We start from the raw sequence: 16187 nt of genomic DNA, 5'->3' as shown, positions 1-16187 counted from the left end.
ACTTCGACGCGCCCGCCTCGGAAGGGCATGTTTGCACCCGCCGCGGCTCGCTCGGACCGCGCATCGCGAGACCTCCTTGTCTCCAGTGCGGCACCCGTCCCCAGATCGGCCCCTGGCGGCATCGAAACGTCCGCTGCTCTGGCGTGCCGCTTGATCGCTGAGGAGCAAACCCGGGCCGGCGAAACCTGGCCGAAATGGCCGGTGCGCTGCAGGCGAGGGCTTACTTTTCGCCTTCATTTACGCCGCTTGAAGACTCTGCGTCGACGAGCTTCGTCAAGGGAGACGTGGTGGATCTTGGAGGCAACAGCACATGACTACGACCGAGGACCGTGCCGGTGAAGCGTCGGCGCCAGCAGTGACGACGCCTTCGCCCAACGGTGTGAAGCCGCCGCCGACCGGTGCCGAGTACCTGGAGACCCTGCGAGATGGGCGCGTCTTCTACTTCGAGGGTGAGCAGGTAGACGACGTCACGACCCACCCAGCGTTCACCACGACGGCCCACTCCGTGGCCCGGATGTACGACGCGCTGCATGACCCTGCCAAGCAGGACAAGCTGACCTTCGTGACCGAACGCGGTACGCGTTCGCACAAGTTCTACAAGATGGCGACAACCTCGGAGGACCTCTTCGAGTCGCGAGACGCCATCGCGGAGTGGGCTCGGATGAGCTACGGAAGTCTGTCTCGTGGGCCGGACTACAAGGCGGGCCTCGTCGCGGCGCTGGCCGCCGACGCGGACTTCTACGGGGATTTCGCGGGCAATGTGCGGAAGTGGTACGAGAAGACCACGGACGACGTGATGTTCGTGAACCTGAGCCTGCTCAACCCCTCTTCGGACCGGACGCGGTCGATCGCCGACCAGCGCGACACGTACATGCACGTCGTCAAGGAACGAGATGACGGAATCGTGGTCCGCGGTGCGCGGATGATCTCCACCGGAGCCGCGTTCAGCCAGGTCACCTACGTCAGCCAGTATGTCCCCGCGGCCGGGCTCGGCGTCGACGACAAGGATTTCGCACTCGGGTTCTTCGTCCCGTTCGACGCCCCGGGCGTGAAGTTGATCGGGCGCTACTCCTACGAATACATGGCAAAGAAGATCGGAACGCCGTTCGACTACCCGCTCTCGAGCAGGTTCGACGAGTCCGACTACTCGGTGATTCTTGACGACGTGTTCATTCCATGGGAGAACGTCACGGTCTACCGCAACCCGGAGGTCGTCAACGGGTTGTTCCCGCGCGGTTTCGCCCAGCGGTTCATCTTCCACGCCTGTACGCGCACCGCGGTGAAACTCGACTTCCTGTGCGGTCTTCTGCTCAAGGTGACCGAGATGAACAAGGTGTCGGCGTTCCGGGGCGTGCAGGCGCAGATCGGCGAGGTCCTGGGGATGCGGCACAATCTCTGGGCGCTGGCGACGGCGATGGCGGCCGAGCCGAATCCGGCCGTGGGCGGCGGGCCGTACGTGCATCCGAACGTCCATTACGCCCTGCAATGGCGAAACATCTACGGCGACATGTTCTCGCGCATCCGAACGATCTTCCATAACGTGATGGCGGGCGGTTTCATTCAGATTCCTTCCTCTGCGAAGGACTTCAAGAACCCGGCTACCCGCCATTGGCTGGACAAGTACTGGAACGGGGCGGAGATCTCCGCCGAACAACGGGTCAAGCTCATCCGCCTGGTGTGGGACGAGTTCGCTACCGAGTTCGGCGGTCGAGCCGAGGTCCACGAGCGGAACTTCTCCGGGAGCTACGAGGGAAACCGCGTGGAGACGTTCCACACCGGCGAGGCGGTCGGCAGCAACGCCTACTTCCGGTCGATGGTCGACCAGTGCATGAGCGAGTACGACCTCGACGGCTGGACCGATCCGGCATGGCCGGCGTGGAAGCAGATCGGCGAGGCCTGACCGGGCTGGCGTCAACATCATGAAGATTCCCCGACTCTGGACAGGGTCAACACGAAGAAAGCGAGAACCGGCAGTGAGTATCGGCATTATCGGGACCGGCAGCATGGGCAAGGCGATCGCCGGCCTTTTCGCAGACGGCGGACACGACGTGTACGTCGCGGGTTCGGACCCTCGGAAGTCCGAGGCCGCGGCACAGGAGCTGGCTTCGCGCGGGCCGGGCAAGGTCAGTGCTGTTCCCACGGCCGAGGCCGCCGCCCGAGGAACCGACGTCGTCGTGCTCGCCACCTGGTACGCGGTATCGACCAGGATCGCCGTGGATCTCAGCGACGTGCTGCGCGGCAAGATCGTCGTGGACATCTCGAATCCGTTCAATGCGACGTTCGACGGCTTGATCACCGACCACGGCAACAGCGCCGGCCTGGAGCTGCAGCGTCGTCTCGACGGATCCGCCCTGGTGAAGGCGTTCAACACGACACTGGCGCCGACGCTGCAGGGCAAGTCGTTCAGCGGAACCGAGGTGGATGTCTTCCTCGCTTCCGACCACGACTCGGAGAAGGCCCAGGTTGCGAAGTTGATCGGTTCAGCGGGGCTGCGTCCGATCGACGCCGGTGGGCTCGGCAACGCCGGGACGCTGGAGCGGATGGCGTTGCTGCTCGTCGAGCTGCAGGGGCGCTACGGCCTCGACTTCGCGGCTGGGATGAAGTTCCTGCCTGGGCAGTCGTTGTCCTTCCCCGCAGTGGTAGCCGCCTCCTGACCGGTCGGTATTTCGCGAAGAATGGGAGGTCCGGGACCGTCTGCGGCGGTCCCGGACCCACCCGTTTCCGGGCCGGCCTGCCCGGTTCGGCACCATACAATGAAGCGACCGCGACGGGGTGAGCGATGACATCGAAGCCGGACCGGCGCGGCACCGTGCACTCAGCGGACGCGGGCACTGTGCCGAGGGGCGACCTGCGCCAGTCTCAGCCGCCGAGAGTCATCCGGAGCAAGGTCACCCCGCCGATCCTGCAGGCATCGGCTGTTCGCCGCCCGCGTATCGACGAATTGCTGTTCGAGCTGCTCGACCGCAACCCGGTCGTGTGCGTGTACGCCACGGCCGGAGCGGGGAAGACCACGGCTGTTCGGCACGCCCTCGACCGCTTCGACGGCGCTGTCGCCTGGCTCTCCGTGGACGACACAGACGGCGCTCCTGGCCGGTTGCTGACCTATCTGCAAGCCGCGCTGTCGGCTGCCGAGGTCGCACCGGCGGACATCGTCGGCGCCGCTCTGCTCGCCGGGCTGACGCATCTGGAAGCGGCCGGCCTGCTCGCCGACTCGATGGCCGGCAAGCCGACCATGATCGTTCTGGACGACGTCGAACGGATCATCGACTCGGACGAAGCCTTGGCCGTGATCGGCAGATTCGCCCAGTATCTCCCGGTCGGCGCGCGCATGATTCTGCTGAGCCGCCGCGAGCTCCCGCTCCGGTCCTTCCCGGACACGATGATGCTGGGCTTGGACGAGCGCACCCTCGCGTTCACGCCGGAGGAGGCGGCGGAGGCGTTGAACCTGCTCGGCCGGGGGGAAGTCGACGTCCGCCATGCCGTCGCGGTGACCGGAGGCTGGGTCGCCGGGGTGCTCTTCGAGGCGTGGCGCTCGCAAGCGCACACGAGAGGGCTCAGCGGCGAGGCTGACCCGCTGTACGGGTACCTGTCTCTGCACATACTGGACCAGCTGACGCCGGAACAACGAGACTTCCTCGTGTGCACCTCCGTACTGCACGAGGTCACCGAGGACGCGGCGACCGCGCTCGGGTTGCATTCCGCGGCGGGACACCTGCACGCTCTGCAAAGCGCGCACCTGCCCGCCCTCTGGGAGCACGAGGACGAGGTCGTGCTGCGGTGCCACCCGCGTTTTCGGGAGTACCTCCTCAAACTGCTAGGACGCCGCAGCAGCGTGGAGGTCCAGGAGATCTACCGGAGGCACGCGGCGATCCTCGCCGTGGCAGAGCGCCACGAAGAGGCTGCCGAGGAACTTCTCAAAGCCGGGCTGCTCGACGAAGCGTTGACGCACGCGGAGTATGCCATCGAGGCGGTCATGGACCGGGGCGACTTTGCCGTCGCCAGGCGGTGGCTGACTCGGTTCAGCGCATTGGAGACCGAAGGGACGACCGCGCTCCCCGCAGCGGAGCTGATGATGGATCTCGTGACCGAGAACTACAGAGGCGGTCTCGCCGTGGCGGACCGTCTCGCCGCGCAGGGGCTGCGGGACGAGCTCGCCCGGTCGTCGAGCCGAATGGCCGCCGCGCTCGCATGGTGTTATTTCCACGCGGGGCGGACCAGCGACATCCAGGAGGTCCTGGAGGTCGCGAAACCGGGACCCGAAGTCGACGCAGCTCGGTACTGCATGACGATGCTCGACGAGGGAGCGGCCGGCGCGGTCGCCGGCGACCGCAACATCCCGCTGAGCGGCGGGCCTCTCGACGCGTTGATCATGCGAACGCACTATTACCGTGGCCGACTCGCACTTCTGCTCGAGGAACCTGCTTCGCCCTGGGCGGTGATCGCCGCGCGCCCTTGGCAACTCGGCGCGCGGCTTGCAATGGGGCAGATCGGCCAGGCGGCGGCCCTGTACGAACAGGAACGTGCGTCCGGCTCGCCTGGTGGCGCCTGGCTGAACGCCGTGTTGAGCGTCCAGCTGTGCCGGGAACAAGGCCGGCGTGAGGACGCTTGGCGCCTTCTCCTGACCGGCCGCGAACAGATCCGGGCCAGCGGAAGCTCGATGCTCGAAGCCTTCAGCTACCTCATTCAGGCCGAGCTGGAGCTGCTGCTGAACAAGGATCCAGCTGCCGCTCAGTCCGTGCTGCTCGGGGTCCGACGGCATCCTGTCGGCGGTGCCTACGGCTTCATCGTGGAGCAGGCCGACACCTGGCTCGGGTTCAGCTACCTGCTGCAGGACGACGTCGCTCGAGCTGTCGTCACCCTCCGTCATGCCGTCGCGAGCATGCGGCACAGCGAACGGGTGCTGATGCTGCCAGCGGCCGCGGTGTACCTGGCCGAGGCCGAATGGCGGGCGGGGAACGAAACCGCTGCGGACGATGCGATGGACGTCGCTCTGCAAGCGGCGCAGTTGCAGGGCTCCAACCATTCGTTGCTCGGCGCGATGGCGATGTTCCCCGCGACGTTGTCGCGACGTCTCGACGCCGAGAGGTCGTCCGAGTCGGCATGGCATCAGCTGGGCCGCTTGTTGATCGCGCGCGACGTCGAGCTGAACTGCTATGTGGGCGCGTCGGTGGACATCGCCGAGTTCGGCGGGATCGACATCAACGTGGACGGCAGCGTCGTCAGGCCGCAGATCAAGAAAAGCGCCGAGCTGCTGGCATTCCTGGCGCACCGTCCCGGCCACAGCGCGACCCGCGAACAGCTTCTCAGGGCGTTGTTCGGCGGCCGCAGCGACGAGTCGGCGACCTCCTATTTGCGGCAGGCGGTGCGCTGGCTGAGGCAGGTCCTGCCCGACGAAGACAGCGTCGTGGTAGCGGACGGCGTGGTCCGGCTGTCGTCGACGTTGCGGGTGCGGACGGAATCGGCACAGTTCAAACGCACGGTTGCCGAGGCCGCCGACCTCCCGCCGCGCCCCCGATACGAGGCTCTCAGGTCGGCACTCGCCATGACGGAAGGCGGCTCGTTCGCGGCCGGCGTCGAGAGCCCCTGGGCGGAGGAGCGACGCCGTGACCTCGATTCGGCAGTCCTCGACGTTCGATGCTCGGTCGCCGAACTCGCTCTGAACGGGGGGGACCACCAGACCGCGTCGATCGAGTCGAACCTGGTTCTGCGGGCGGACCCTTACCGCGAGTCGATGTGGCGTTTGGCCATGCGGCTGGCCGACGCCAGCGGCGATCCCGACGGCGTGCTCGCCGCGTACCGCCGTTGCGAGGACGCGATGCGCGAATTGGGAACGAGCCCGGACCATACGACGGTCTGCCTGCTGCGGGACCTGCGCCGCTGACGAGACGAAACCCGGTATTTCGGGCTCCTTCACGCCCTTGCCCGATGCTGATGAAATCTCGCTGACTGAGCGGGTGCAGCATGAGGAGGCGTCATGGACGAACCGGACTTCCGCCGTGCGATTAGCCGCTTCGCCACCGGCGTCACTGTCGTCACCGCGCGAACGGGAGATCGAACATACGGCATGACGCTCAGCGCCATGACGTCGCTGAGCCTGGAACCGCCCTCGTTGCTTGTCTGCATCAATCGCAGGGTGCCGACCGAACAAGCCGTGGCCAGCAGCGGGAAGTTCGTCGTCAACGTGCTGGCCGATTACCAGGAACGTATCGCGCGGCGGTTTGCACGTCCGGCAGCGGACAAATTCGACGGGGTGGACATCGAGTTCTCGCGAACGGGGATCCCGGTGCTCAAGGGGACCGTCGCAAGTTTTGAATGCACCGTGCGGGAACGCCTCGCCGGCGGTACGCACTCGATCTTCGTCGGACACGTCGATTCTGCCCGTTTCAACGACAGGCTCCCGCTCGTTTACCACGCTGCCGGGTTCGGCGATTTCAACTCGCGGACAGGACGCACAGTCGCGGAGGGACAAGTTGGATCAGACCAGTTCGCCTCATTCGGCACCACCCCGACCGAAGGACTCGCCGGAGTGGGAGCCTTCTTCTCGTCATGACCGCCTGCTGTGGCAGTTGCTCGATGCTGCTTCGACCCGGCCCCCGCCGATCGATCTCAGGGACGCGGGCCTGCCCTGCGCCATGACTGGATCGAGGGAAAACGTTGGATCCTCTTCACGGCCGTTGCATGACACGGAGGCAAGATAATGGTCGACCCGATTCCGGCGATCCGCGCTAATCATGTTGTCTTGTTCGTTTCCGACCTCGAGCGATCGGTGCGCTTCTGGACCGCCGCTTTTGCTATGGACGTCGTCGCGCGGGAACCGAGCGCGAATGCCGCGTTCCTCCGTCTTCGCCGATCGGGGAACCATCATGATCTGGGACTGTTCGGCATCGGTCCGTCCGCCCTGCCGAAAGTTTCGGGATCCATCGGGATGTACCACATCGCGTGGCAGGTGGACATGATCGAAGACCTCGAGGAGGCGCGGCTGGTTCTCGTCGAACTGGACGCCTATACGGGCGAATCGAGCCACGGCGCGACCAAGAGCGTGTACGGCAGGGATCCCGATGGCAACGAATTCGAGGTGATGTGGATGATGCCGCGAGAGGAATGGGGGGCCTATGAGAGCGAGGCGCCCGTGGGCCCGCTCGATCTCAGCAGGGAGGTCGCTGTCTGGAGCGGAGTGGCTACCGCGGAGTCCGTCGGAGGCGGCGTGTTCGGGGAGGCGTCGTGACTTCCGCCTCGTCGCAATACGGCGAGCCGGTCGTAGTCACCAGCGGAAACGACGATGAAGAAGCCCCGCTGGTCGTTCTTCTCCACGGCCGGGGTTCGCATGAACGAGACATCATTTCGCTCGCCGACCATCTTCCGCCCGAATTCGGCTACGCAGCCGTTCGTGCACCGATCGTGGAAGGAGGCGGCTACGCGTGGTTCGCGAACCGCGGCATCGGTCGGCCAGTCGCCGCGTCGCTGCGCTCCACTACGGACTGGTTCCGCGGCTGGCTGGACTCGGCCGTGCCGAGAGAGCGTCCGGTGGTGCTCGCGGGATTCAGTGGCGGAGCCGCGTTCGCCGGCGGCTTGATCTTGGACGAACCCGGGCGGTTCGCCGGCGCGGCGATCCTGTCGGGAACGATGCCGTTCGATGCGGGAATGCCGGCCACGCCGGCGCGCTTGGCCGGCCTCCCGGTGTTCCTCGCACTCGGCGCCCGCGACACTGTGATTCCCGCGGAGCTGCTCGCGAGGACATGGGCATATCTGACGGGGGAGTCAGGCGCGCCGACCGTCGCCCGGCGGGACGCGACCGGGCACTCGATCACCGAAGAGCAGCTCCGGAATCTCGCCGGATGGGTCCGGGAACGCTTCCTGTTCATCAAAACCAGCGGCCTGGCACCGAACCCAGCGGAGTCTCGCTCGGCGCGCTGGCCCACACTGCCGGCGGGTGCCTTGGCGGCACGAGTGGGCCGGCGACCCGAAGTGACGACCTCGATCCCTCAACAGCAGGTATCGCAGAATGCTCCGGCGACATTGCAGGAACAGCTGTTCGCGACTCTTGCCGGGCTGCCGGGGGTCACAACGCAGCAGTCTGAGGTCTCGGTGCCGGGTGCGCGCGGCTTCGTGCTCGAAGAGCGGAGAGGCCCGGAATCGGCTTTCCTCGTTCCCTCGGCTGGAGAGTTCGCGCATCTTCACCCCGCCTTCGACGGTTCGATGCATCTCGCCCTTCCATTGGTCTTGGCCGCCGATGCCGTAGCGAAGGGCTGGGCGCTGGCGCATCCCCTCGCCGGCGTGCGCCTCCCGCCAGGCATGGTCATGGTCTACGGCCCGCGTGATGGCGACGAGCTGCACACCGTCACCGAGATCGCCCGCAGCTCGTATCTGTTCGCCTCGGGCCGGCTGCGCGCGGATTTTGCGACCGATTGGCGGAAGTCCTAGTCGGCCGCTCCGTCGGCCGCCTGCGGACACTGGCCGACGCAGGTCGCAGGGCTGCACGCGGCACCGGTCGAGATCAGCTGCGCTCCGCAGCCGGCAGGCCCGTCGTAGCGATCCTCGACCACGCGCAGGTAGGCGTCGCGCGGGCGACCGGCTTCAACCGGTCGCCCGCGCGACACCGGAGGATCAGGTTGACGAACATGAGTTCGTCGGCCCTCTTCTCGTTTCGCCTCCGGACGTTGCCCGCGCACTCCCCGGAGAACACGGGTGTCTGAACCGGCCCGGCGACCGGAGCCGCCGTGCAGTCCGGCCCGTGCGCCAAGCTGTCGCTGCGCTGCAGAGCCCGTTCGGCAGAAACCGCCCGTTCCGAAGGTTCTCCAGCCGCTGCGCTCCGGCCGGCAGTTCGTCGACCGGCGCCGGTGGTCTGAGGTCCTGCGCGGGTCCCCGGCGAACAGCGTGCGTCGCCGAGTCCGCCTTCGTTCGTGCGATCGGAGCGGGCGCTAGGCCGAAGCGAGATGCTCCGTGGCGGCAGGCTGCTCGGCGTCCGGTCAGCCGGCTTTCGAGGGGTGCGCCGCGAGCGGCGTCACTTTGATTTTCATGTAGGGAAAGAGCGGCAGGCTCGAGAGCAGGGTGTGGAGCGCGTCGTTGTCTTCGACGTCGAAGATGCTGATGTTCGCGTATTCGCCGACGATTCGCCATAGTTCGGGCCATGTCCCGGTGCTCTGGATCTCTTCGGCTCGTGCTTTCTCCCGCGCGACGAGGTCGGCTCGGGTTGCCGAGTCCAGCTCGTGCGGGATCGCGACGTCCATCCGAACGTGGAACAGCATTTTTCCTCCTGGTCTGATGCGGGGGTCAGTCGCGAGTGAGTCCGCGGCGCCGGAGGGCGCGGACTGCTTCCGGGTCGACGGTGACGCCCAGGCCCGGGCCGGTGGGCACGTGCAGGTGTCCGGCGGCGAAGCGCAGAGGCTCGGCGATGATGTCTTCGGCGAACAGCAGGGGCCCGAACAGTTCGCTGCCCCAGGTGATTCCGGGCGCGGCGCAGGCCAGCTGGAGCGAGGCAGCGGTGCCCAGCCCGGTTTCGATGGATGTCCCTGCGTGGCAGGGGACTCCGGCGGCTGCGCCGAGAGCGACGAGGTCACGGGCCCGGCGGAAGCCGCCGACTTTGGTGAGTTTCATCGACCACACGTCGGCTGCTCTGGTCCGGATCAAGCGCAGCGCGTCCTGGGAGGTGCGCAGGCTTTCGTCGGCCATGACGGGCACGGGGAGCGCGTGGTTGATCTCGGCGAGTGCGTCGATCTGGTCTCCGGGGACCGGCTGCTCGATCAGGTCGATGCCGGCGGCGGCCAGCCGCGGCAGGAGCCGGAGGCTGGTCAGGAGGTCCCAGCGGGCGTTGAGGTCCACGCGCAGACTGGCTGAGGACGACATCTTCTCGGCGATCGCGGCGATCCGGTCGATGTCGTCGGCCGGATCGAGGGCGCCCATCTTGAGCTTGAAGCTGCGGTGGTCGCCGCTGGCGAGGATCCGCTGGATCTCGTCCACGACGACGCCGGCGGGTTCGGCACCCAGGGCCCAGGTGACCTCGATGCGTTCGCGGGCGAGGCCGCCGAGGAGGGTGTGCACCGGAACGCCGAGGCTGCGTGCCCAGGCGTCGTGGAGGGCGACTTCCACTGCTGTCTTGGCGTAAAGGTTCGCGGCGACGTGGTCGGTGACGTCCCGCATCAGGTCGTCGATCCGGTCGACCGGCCGTCCGCGCAGCAGCGGCGCGACATAGGTGTCGATGGTGACTTTCATGGACTCGACCGATTCGCCGCCCCACCACGGGCCGCCGGGCACGACGCCTTCGCCCGTTCCGACGATCCCGGCTCGGGTGCGGACGAAGACCAGCAGGACCGGTTGCGCGTGGAGCGTCACCCGGGCGAACTTGTGCGGGCGACGGAGGGGGACGTCCAGGATGACGGTTTCGATGCTTTCGATGAGAACGTCGTCAGGGGTCGGGGACATGGTGCCTCTCGGGAGCCTGGGCGGAATGCAACTGCAAGGCGTGGCTGCAGGGGCGGCAGGCGCCGTCCCCGCAGCCACGTGGGTGGCGTCAGTCCTTTTCCAGTTCGAAGTCGTATGTGACGCGGCGGACGCCGGCGCCGTCGTCTGCCGGCGCGATGACGAGTTCGGGTTTTGTTGCCGCGGCGACGTCGGAGTCCAGGTACTCGCCGGCTTCGAAGTACAGCTGGGTGGTGATCGTCCGATGACCGTCGGCGCGGACCATGAGGTGGATGTGCGCCGGTCGCCACGGGTGCCAGCCGGCGCTTTCCAGCAATGCGCCGGTCGGGCCGTCGTGCGGAATCTGGTAGGGCGCGGGCTGGACGGTGCGGATCGCGAACCTGCCGTGGTCGTCGGTGACGACGACGCCGCGGAGGTTCCCGTCGGGAAGGTGCGGGGCGAATCCGGCGTAGTAGCCCTCATCGTCGGCGTGCCAGATGTCGACCTCGGCTCCGGGCAACGGGTTGCCGTCGACGTCGCGCACCTGGCCGGAGAGCACCAGCGGAGTTCCCTTTTCGTCCGGGCGCATGGGAAGCGTGCACTCGGCGGAAAGCTTGGCCTGGCCGGGAAGGTAGTAGGGCCCCTCGATCGAGCCCTTGGTGCCGTGCTGCGACCTCGACACCTGGTCCTCGACGAAGTGTTCGACGAACACGTCGAGCACCAGCGGCCATTCTCCGCCTTCGCCGACCGACATCAGCCACGCTTTGGCGGCCTGGTATTCGGGGTATGTGACGTCGTGGCGGTGCACGACGTCGTCGATGGCCTTCAAGATGTCGCCGACGATGCCGGCGACGCGCTCGGGGCTGCTTCCTGCGGTGCTGCGCCGCGTGGAGCTTTCCTTGAACGCAGCGGTCGCGCTGGCGCCGGATCCGGCCGCGGTCGGGGAGTGATGTTCATGGGTGGCAGTCATTCGGTGCTCCTGGTCGGATGATCAGCGGTTGAGAATGCCGCTCGCGTCGGTAGGGCTGATGAGGTCCAGCACCTTTCACGGGCGCGCCGTGCGGCCGGTCTCCACCGGTCGTTCGGCCGGTGCCGGTGGCGAATCGGCCGAAGGCCTCTCGCAGAGGTCGAGAGTCCACACTGGACCTTCGTCGTACGCTATGCGTACGATGAATACGCTGTGCGGTTCACACCGTGGGCTGCGACGGCGGCTTTGTCAAGTCGGATCCGCGCGCCAATTGCTGGGAGGATGGGCCGATGGAGCGCAAACCCGTCAACGAGCGAGACTTCGTCCAGAGCATCGAACGCGGTTTCGCCGTGCTGAACGCTTTCGACGAACAGCATCCGCGGATGGCCATGCCGGAAGTCGCGCAGCGGACAGGGCTGTCCCGTCCGGCTACCCGCCGGATCCTCCTGACGCTGCAGGAACTGGGCTACCTTGCGAACGCGGGCGGCGCATGGTTCCTCACCCCGCTGGTGCTCACCCTGGCGCAGCGCTATTCCGCCAGTCACAGCATGATCGAGTGGGCGCAGCCGCTGCTGCTGCGGCTGGCCGAGGAGACGCAGGAGTCGGCGTCGCTGGCGACCCTGGTCGGCACGGAAGTCGTCTACGTCGCGCGCGTCCAGGTGCGCCGCATCCTGAGCAACACCGTCGACGTCGGCAGCCGCATGCCGACGACCGCGACCTCGACCGGTCGCGTGCTGATGGCCTGGCGTGAGCCGGACTTCCTCGCCAAGGTGATCGCCGAACAGGGCATGCCGAGGCTGACCGCGCACACTGTCACCGATCCGGTGCGGCTCGCCGACATCCTGCACGAGGTCCGACAGCAGGGGTACTGCATGGTCGAGTCCGAACTCGAAATGGGATTGCTGGCCGCTTCCGTGCCGGTGCGCGACGCCAGCGGAGAGGTGACCGCGGCCATCGCGTACTCGACGTCGCTGGGCAGATTCACCCGCGAGCACGTCGAAACCAAGGTGATTCCGCTGATGCTCGACATCGCCGGCGAGCTGTCGCGACTGCTCGGCCACGGTTCGGCGGACAAGACGCCGCGCCCGGAACGAGACGGGTTCTACTGAGCGCTGCTGCTCATCCGGCCGAGAATCGCGAGCGCGCGCTGCATCACCAGGTCGGTCTCGTCTCTCGTCGCGGCGACGAGCGGGACCGTCGGCACGTCGTCGAGCGGCAGGTGCACGACTCCCGGCACGCCGAGGAACGCGGTCGGCTCCGGCACCACCGCAACGCCGAGGCCGGCGGCCACGAAGGTCAGCAGCGTTGAGGTTTCGGCGACTTCGTGCGTGACGTGCGGGGCGAATCCGGCGTCCTCGCACAGCCGAGTCACCAGCCGGTGCATGGAGGATCCAGCGGCCCCGCTGTGCAGGACGAGGCCCTCGGCCTCGAGATCGCCGATCGCTAGACGCGCACGCGTGGCCAACGGGTGGTCCTGCGGCACCGCGACCAGCAACCGGTCCTCGCGCAGCACGGTCAGGCGCAGGTCCGGAGCCAGTCCCTCGGTGTGCCGCAACAGGCCCAGATCGAGTGACCCCTCGCGCAGGCCCGCGACCTGCTCCGGGGCGAGCATCTCGCCGCGGAAGCGGACCTCGACCGCGGGCAGCTCCGCCCGCAGCTCCCGGGCCAGCGCCGGCAGCAGCGAGTACGTCGCCGACCCGACACAGCCCACGGTCAACCGGCCTTCGCGGCCCTCGGCGACGCGTCTGGCCCGGGCGCGCGCCGCATCGACCGCCGCGAGCACCGCGCGAGCCTCGTCCAGATACGCCGCCCCGGCCGGGGTGAGGGCGACCCGGCGGGTCGTCCGCTCCAGCAGGTCGACGCCCAGTTCGGCCTCCAGGTGCCGGATCGCTCGGGACAGCGGCGGCTGCGCCATCCGCAGCCGCTCTGCGGCGCGCCCGAAATGGCTTTCCTCGGCGACGGCGACGAAGTACCGCAGGAGGCGGAGCTCCATTAATACCTCCAGAGTTGATTTACGAACTTAAATGATACTTCTGTTCTCTCGGTCGGGCTCTTACGCTCGCCGCGTGAGCAATGTGGTGATCTGCAATCCGGTCCGTACGCCGGTCGGCCGCTACGGGGGCGCGCTGGCTTCGCTGACCGCGACCGACCTGGCATCCGGGCTGCTGCGCGAACTCGCCGGCCGAACCGGGCTGGGCGAGGGCGACGTCGACGACGTGCTGCTCGGCCAGTGCTACCCGAGCGGCGAGTCGCCGGCCATCGGCCGGGTCGCCGCGCTCGACGCCGGTCTCGGGACTTCGGTGCCCGGGCTGCAGATCGACCGCCGCTGCGGCTCGGCGCTGCAGGCTGTGCTCTACGCGGTCGGGCAGGTGGCCTCGGGCGGTGCACGGCTCGTCGTGGCCGGCGGGGCCGAGTCGATGTCCACTGTGGAGCATTACGCCACCGGCCTGCGCGCGGGCAAGATCGCCGGCGGGATCCAGCTGCACGACCGGCTCGTGCGAGCCCGGGAAACCGCGGGCGGCAACCGCTTCCCGGTGCCCGGCGGGATGCTCGAAACGGCCGAGAACCTGCGCCGGCAGTACCGCATTTCCCGCCGAGAGCAGGACGAACTGGCCGCAGCGTCGCACGAGCGGGCTGCCGCCGCGCACGAGACCGGGAAATTCGCCGACGAACTCGTCCCGGTGGTCGTCCCCGGCGGCCGGCGCACGCCGGAGACCACCGTGGACCGGGACGAGCACCCGCGGCCCGGCACGACCGCGGAGCAGCTCGGCAGGCTGCGTCCGGTGCGGCTCGCGATGGACGAGGCTGCGACAGTCACCGCGGGCAACGCCTCGGGCCAGAACGACGGCGCCGCGCTGTGCATCGTGACGACCCGCGAGGAAGCGGACCGCCGCGGCCTCACCCCGGTGCTGATGCTGAAGTCGTGGGCAGTGGCCGGCGTCCGGCCGGAGGTCATGGGCATCGGCCCGGTGCCCGCCACCCGCGCGGCGCTCAGGCGCGCCGGGCTGACCATGGCCGACCTCGACGTCATCGAACTGAACGAGGCGTTCGCCGCCCAGGTGCTGGCCTGCCTGCGCGAGTGGGGCGTCGACGCCGACGACAAGCGGCTCAACCCCAACGGTTCCGGCATCTCCCTCGGCCACCCGGTCGGCGCGACCGGAGCGCGGATCCTGGCGACGCTGGCGCACGAGATGACGCGGACCGGGGCACGCTACGGCCTGGAAACCATGTGCATCGGCGGTGGCCAGGGCCTCGCCGCGATCTTCGAAAGGGTTCAGTCGTGAACGAGTCCATTGTGGTCCATCATGCGGTGACCGGCAGGGAAGACGGCCCGGTCGTGGTGCTCTCGAACTCGCTCGGGACCACGATGGCGATGTGGGACGCGAATCTGGCGGAGCTGGAGAAGCGTTTCCGCGTCGTCCGGTACGACACCCGCGGCCACGGGGGCTCACCGGTCCCGAGCGGCCCGTACACGATCGACGACCTCGCCGACGACATCGTCGCGCTGCTGGAGCGCCTCGGGGTGCGCAGCGCCCACGTCGTGGGCCTGTCCCTCGGAGGCATGACCGCGATGCGGCTCGCCGCGCGCCGTCCGGATCTGGTCGACCGGATGGTGCTGCTGTGCACGAGTCCCTACCTCGAACCGTCGTCGGCGTGGCGCGACCGTGCGGAGCTCGTGCGGGCGGAGGGAACCCAGGCCGTCGACGCCGCGGTCGTCGCGCGCTGGTACACCGCAGCGCACCTCGAGGCCCACCCCGAGGTCAAGGCGGCGGGCGCGGCCATGGTCGCTGCGACACCGGCCGAGGGCTACGCCTCGTGCTGCGAAGCCATTGCCGCCATGGACCTCCGGCCGGATCTTGCGTCGATCACCGCGCCCACGCTGGCCGTCGCGGGCGCGGAGGACCCCGCCACGCCGCCGCCGCACCTGCAGCAGATCGCCGACGGTGTCGCGCGAGGCCGCCTCTTGGTGGTCGACAAATCGGCCCACCTGGCCAATGCCGAGCGACCCGAAATCGTGACGCCGGCGATCCTCGCGCATTTGGGAGCGGCGCAATGATCCCGGACAAGGTCGTCGCCGATGCTGCCTCCGCGGTAGTCGACGTCCGGCCGGGCAGCACCGTCGCGGTCGGCGGGTTCGGCCTCGCTGGCATCCCGTGGTTCCTGATCGAGGCGCTGCTCGAGCAAGGGGCCGACGACCTCACGGTCGTGTCCAACAATTGCGGCGTGGACGGCGGCGGGCTCGGGTTGCTGCTGGAGCAGCGGCGGATCAGCCGGGTGATCGCGTCCTACGTGGGCGAGAACAAGGAATTCGCTCGCCAGTACCTCGCCGGCGAAGTCACTGTCGAGCTGACGCCCCAGGGAACGCTGGCCGAGCGGCTGCGTGCCGGGGGTGCGGGGATCGGCGCGTTCTTCACCCCCACCGGCGTCGGCACCGTGGTGGCCGAAGGGGGTCTGCCCTGGCGCTACCGCCCGGACGGCTCGGTCGCGCTCGCTTCCCCGGCCAAGGAAGTGCGCACGATCGCAGGCCGCCCGATGGTTCTGGAGGAGTCGATCGTCGCCGACGTCGCGCTGGTCCGGGCCGCGGTGGCGGACCGCGCAGGGAACTGCCGATTCCATCGCTCCGCCCGCAACTTCAACCCTGCCGTGGCGACCTCGGGCCGGCTGACGATCGTGGAGGCCGAGCGGCTGGTCGAGGTCGGCGACCTCGACCCGGACGACGTCCATCTGCCCGGCGTATTCGTCCAGCGGGTCGTGCCGTTGGCCCCGGACCAGGCGTCGCGCAAGGAAATCGAGAAGCGCACGATCCGCGAAAGGCGGGCATGAC

General features: G+C 68.2%; 14 protein-coding genes. 10 read left to right on the top strand and 4 right to left on the bottom strand.

All coding sequences use genetic code 11. The features are described from left to right. Positions 1–310: 310 nt before the first annotated feature. From EIZ45_RS29660 to EIZ45_RS29635, 6 genes are all read left to right on the top strand, one after another. Positions 311–1900, top strand: coding sequence for a 4-hydroxyphenylacetate 3-hydroxylase family protein (locus EIZ45_RS29660; protein WP_134736088.1), 1590 nt, complete (start codon positions 311–313; stop codon positions 1898–1900). A gap of 73 nt (positions 1901–1973) precedes the next feature. Further along, positions 1974–2654, top strand: coding sequence for an NAD(P)-binding domain-containing protein (locus EIZ45_RS29655; RefSeq protein WP_167756591.1), 681 nt, complete (start codon positions 1974–1976; stop codon positions 2652–2654). Between the two features lie 125 nt (positions 2655–2779). Continuing rightward, positions 2780–5881 carry a BTAD domain-containing putative transcriptional regulator gene (locus EIZ45_RS29650; protein WP_134667177.1) on the top strand — a complete coding sequence of 1034 codons (3102 nt, stop codon included), beginning with the start codon at positions 2780–2782 and terminating at the stop codon, positions 5879–5881. 93 nt (positions 5882–5974) lie between these two features. Next, complete coding sequence (locus EIZ45_RS29645) at positions 5975–6550, top strand: flavin reductase family protein (RefSeq protein WP_101438475.1); 576 nt, start codon at positions 5975–5977, stop codon at positions 6548–6550. Positions 6551–6697: 147 nt separating this feature from the next. Next, positions 6698–7225: a VOC family protein gene (locus EIZ45_RS29640; protein ID WP_101438476.1), complete on the top strand. Its 528-nt coding sequence runs from the start codon at positions 6698–6700 to the stop codon at positions 7223–7225. Then, complete coding sequence (locus EIZ45_RS29635) at positions 7222–8421, top strand: luciferase family protein (RefSeq protein WP_101438477.1); 1200 nt, start codon at positions 7222–7224, stop codon at positions 8419–8421. Before EIZ45_RS29640 ends, EIZ45_RS29635 begins: the two co-directional genes overlap by 4 nt. Positions 8422–8966: 545 nt before the next feature. Here the strand turns inward: EIZ45_RS29635 and catC are convergent. The 3 genes from catC to catA form a co-directional block, all read right to left on the bottom strand. After that, positions 8967–9245, bottom strand: a complete 279-nt coding sequence (gene catC / locus EIZ45_RS29630; protein WP_101438479.1) for a muconolactone Delta-isomerase — start codon at positions 9243–9245, stop codon at positions 8967–8969. A gap of 25 nt (positions 9246–9270) precedes the next feature. Beyond that, positions 9271–10419 (bottom strand): muconate/chloromuconate family cycloisomerase, encoded by a 1149-nt coding sequence (locus EIZ45_RS29625; RefSeq protein ID WP_101438480.1) that lies wholly within the window; start codon positions 10417–10419, stop codon positions 9271–9273. Positions 10420–10507: 88 nt separating this feature from the next. Continuing rightward, positions 10508–11365: a catechol 1,2-dioxygenase gene (gene catA, locus EIZ45_RS29620; protein ID WP_101438481.1), complete on the bottom strand. Its 858-nt coding sequence runs from the start codon at positions 11363–11365 to the stop codon at positions 10508–10510. A gap of 287 nt (positions 11366–11652) precedes the next feature. Between catA and EIZ45_RS29615 the strand changes: the two genes are divergently transcribed. After that, positions 11653–12471, top strand: coding sequence for an IclR family transcriptional regulator C-terminal domain-containing protein (locus EIZ45_RS29615; protein WP_101438482.1), 819 nt, complete (start codon positions 11653–11655; stop codon positions 12469–12471). Here the strand turns inward: EIZ45_RS29615 and EIZ45_RS29610 are convergent. Continuing rightward, positions 12465–13355 (bottom strand): LysR substrate-binding domain-containing protein, encoded by an 891-nt coding sequence (locus EIZ45_RS29610; RefSeq protein WP_101438483.1) that lies wholly within the window; start codon positions 13353–13355, stop codon positions 12465–12467. The genes EIZ45_RS29615 and EIZ45_RS29610 overlap by 7 nt on opposite strands. Before the next feature lie 73 nt (positions 13356–13428). Between EIZ45_RS29610 and EIZ45_RS29605 the strand changes: the two genes are divergently transcribed. The 3 genes from EIZ45_RS29605 to EIZ45_RS29595 are packed head-to-tail and all read left to right on the top strand — an operon-like array spanning position 13429 to position 16186. After that, positions 13429–14646, top strand: a complete 1218-nt coding sequence (locus EIZ45_RS29605) for an acetyl-CoA C-acetyltransferase (protein WP_205670159.1) — start codon at positions 13429–13431, stop codon at positions 14644–14646. Then, positions 14643–15419 carry a 3-oxoadipate enol-lactonase gene (gene pcaD / locus EIZ45_RS29600; protein ID WP_240690820.1) on the top strand — a complete coding sequence of 259 codons (777 nt, stop codon included), beginning with the start codon at positions 14643–14645 and terminating at the stop codon, positions 15417–15419. Before EIZ45_RS29605 ends, pcaD begins: the two co-directional genes overlap by 4 nt. Then, the gene (locus tag EIZ45_RS29595; protein ID WP_205670165.1) at positions 15419–16186 is read left to right on the top strand and encodes a CoA transferase subunit A; all 768 of its coding nucleotides are present in this window, start codon (positions 15419–15421) and stop codon (positions 16184–16186) included. The genes pcaD and EIZ45_RS29595 overlap by 1 nt, the downstream gene beginning before the upstream one ends. Position 16187: the final 1 nt, after the last annotated feature.

The organism is Amycolatopsis sp. CFH S0740 (genome assembly GCF_004522315.1).
Classification (GTDB): domain Bacteria; phylum Actinomycetota; class Actinomycetes; order Mycobacteriales; family Pseudonocardiaceae; genus Amycolatopsis; species Amycolatopsis nivea.
This window is presented reverse-complemented; position numbering and strand designations above follow the sequence as displayed.

Bases quoted from the DNA above. Each gene is read 5' to 3' on its own strand.
- EIZ45_RS29660 (WP_134736088.1), top strand. From the start codon at position 311: ATGACTACGACCGAGGACCGTGCCGGTGAAGCGTCGGCGCCAGCAGTG.
- EIZ45_RS29650 (WP_134667177.1), top strand. From the start codon at position 2,780: ATGACATCGAAGCCGGACCGGCGCGGCACCGTGCACTCAGCGGACGCG.
- EIZ45_RS29615 (WP_101438482.1), top strand. From the start codon at position 11,653: ATGGAGCGCAAACCCGTCAACGAGCGAGACTTCGTCCAGAGCATCGAA.
- catA (WP_101438481.1), bottom strand. From the start codon at position 11,365: ATGACTGCCACCCATGAACATCACTCCCCGACCGCGGCCGGATCCGGC.
- catC (WP_101438479.1), bottom strand. From the start codon at position 9,245: ATGCTGTTCCACGTTCGGATGGACGTCGCGATCCCGCACGAGCTGGAC.
- EIZ45_RS29640 (WP_101438476.1), top strand. From the start codon at position 6,698: ATGGTCGACCCGATTCCGGCGATCCGCGCTAATCATGTTGTCTTGTTC.
- EIZ45_RS29645 (WP_101438475.1), top strand. From the start codon at position 5,975: ATGGACGAACCGGACTTCCGCCGTGCGATTAGCCGCTTCGCCACCGGC.
- EIZ45_RS29625 (WP_101438480.1), bottom strand. From the start codon at position 10,419: ATGTCCCCGACCCCTGACGACGTTCTCATCGAAAGCATCGAAACCGTC.
- EIZ45_RS29610 (WP_101438483.1), bottom strand. From the start codon at position 13,355: ATGGAGCTCCGCCTCCTGCGGTACTTCGTCGCCGTCGCCGAGGAAAGC.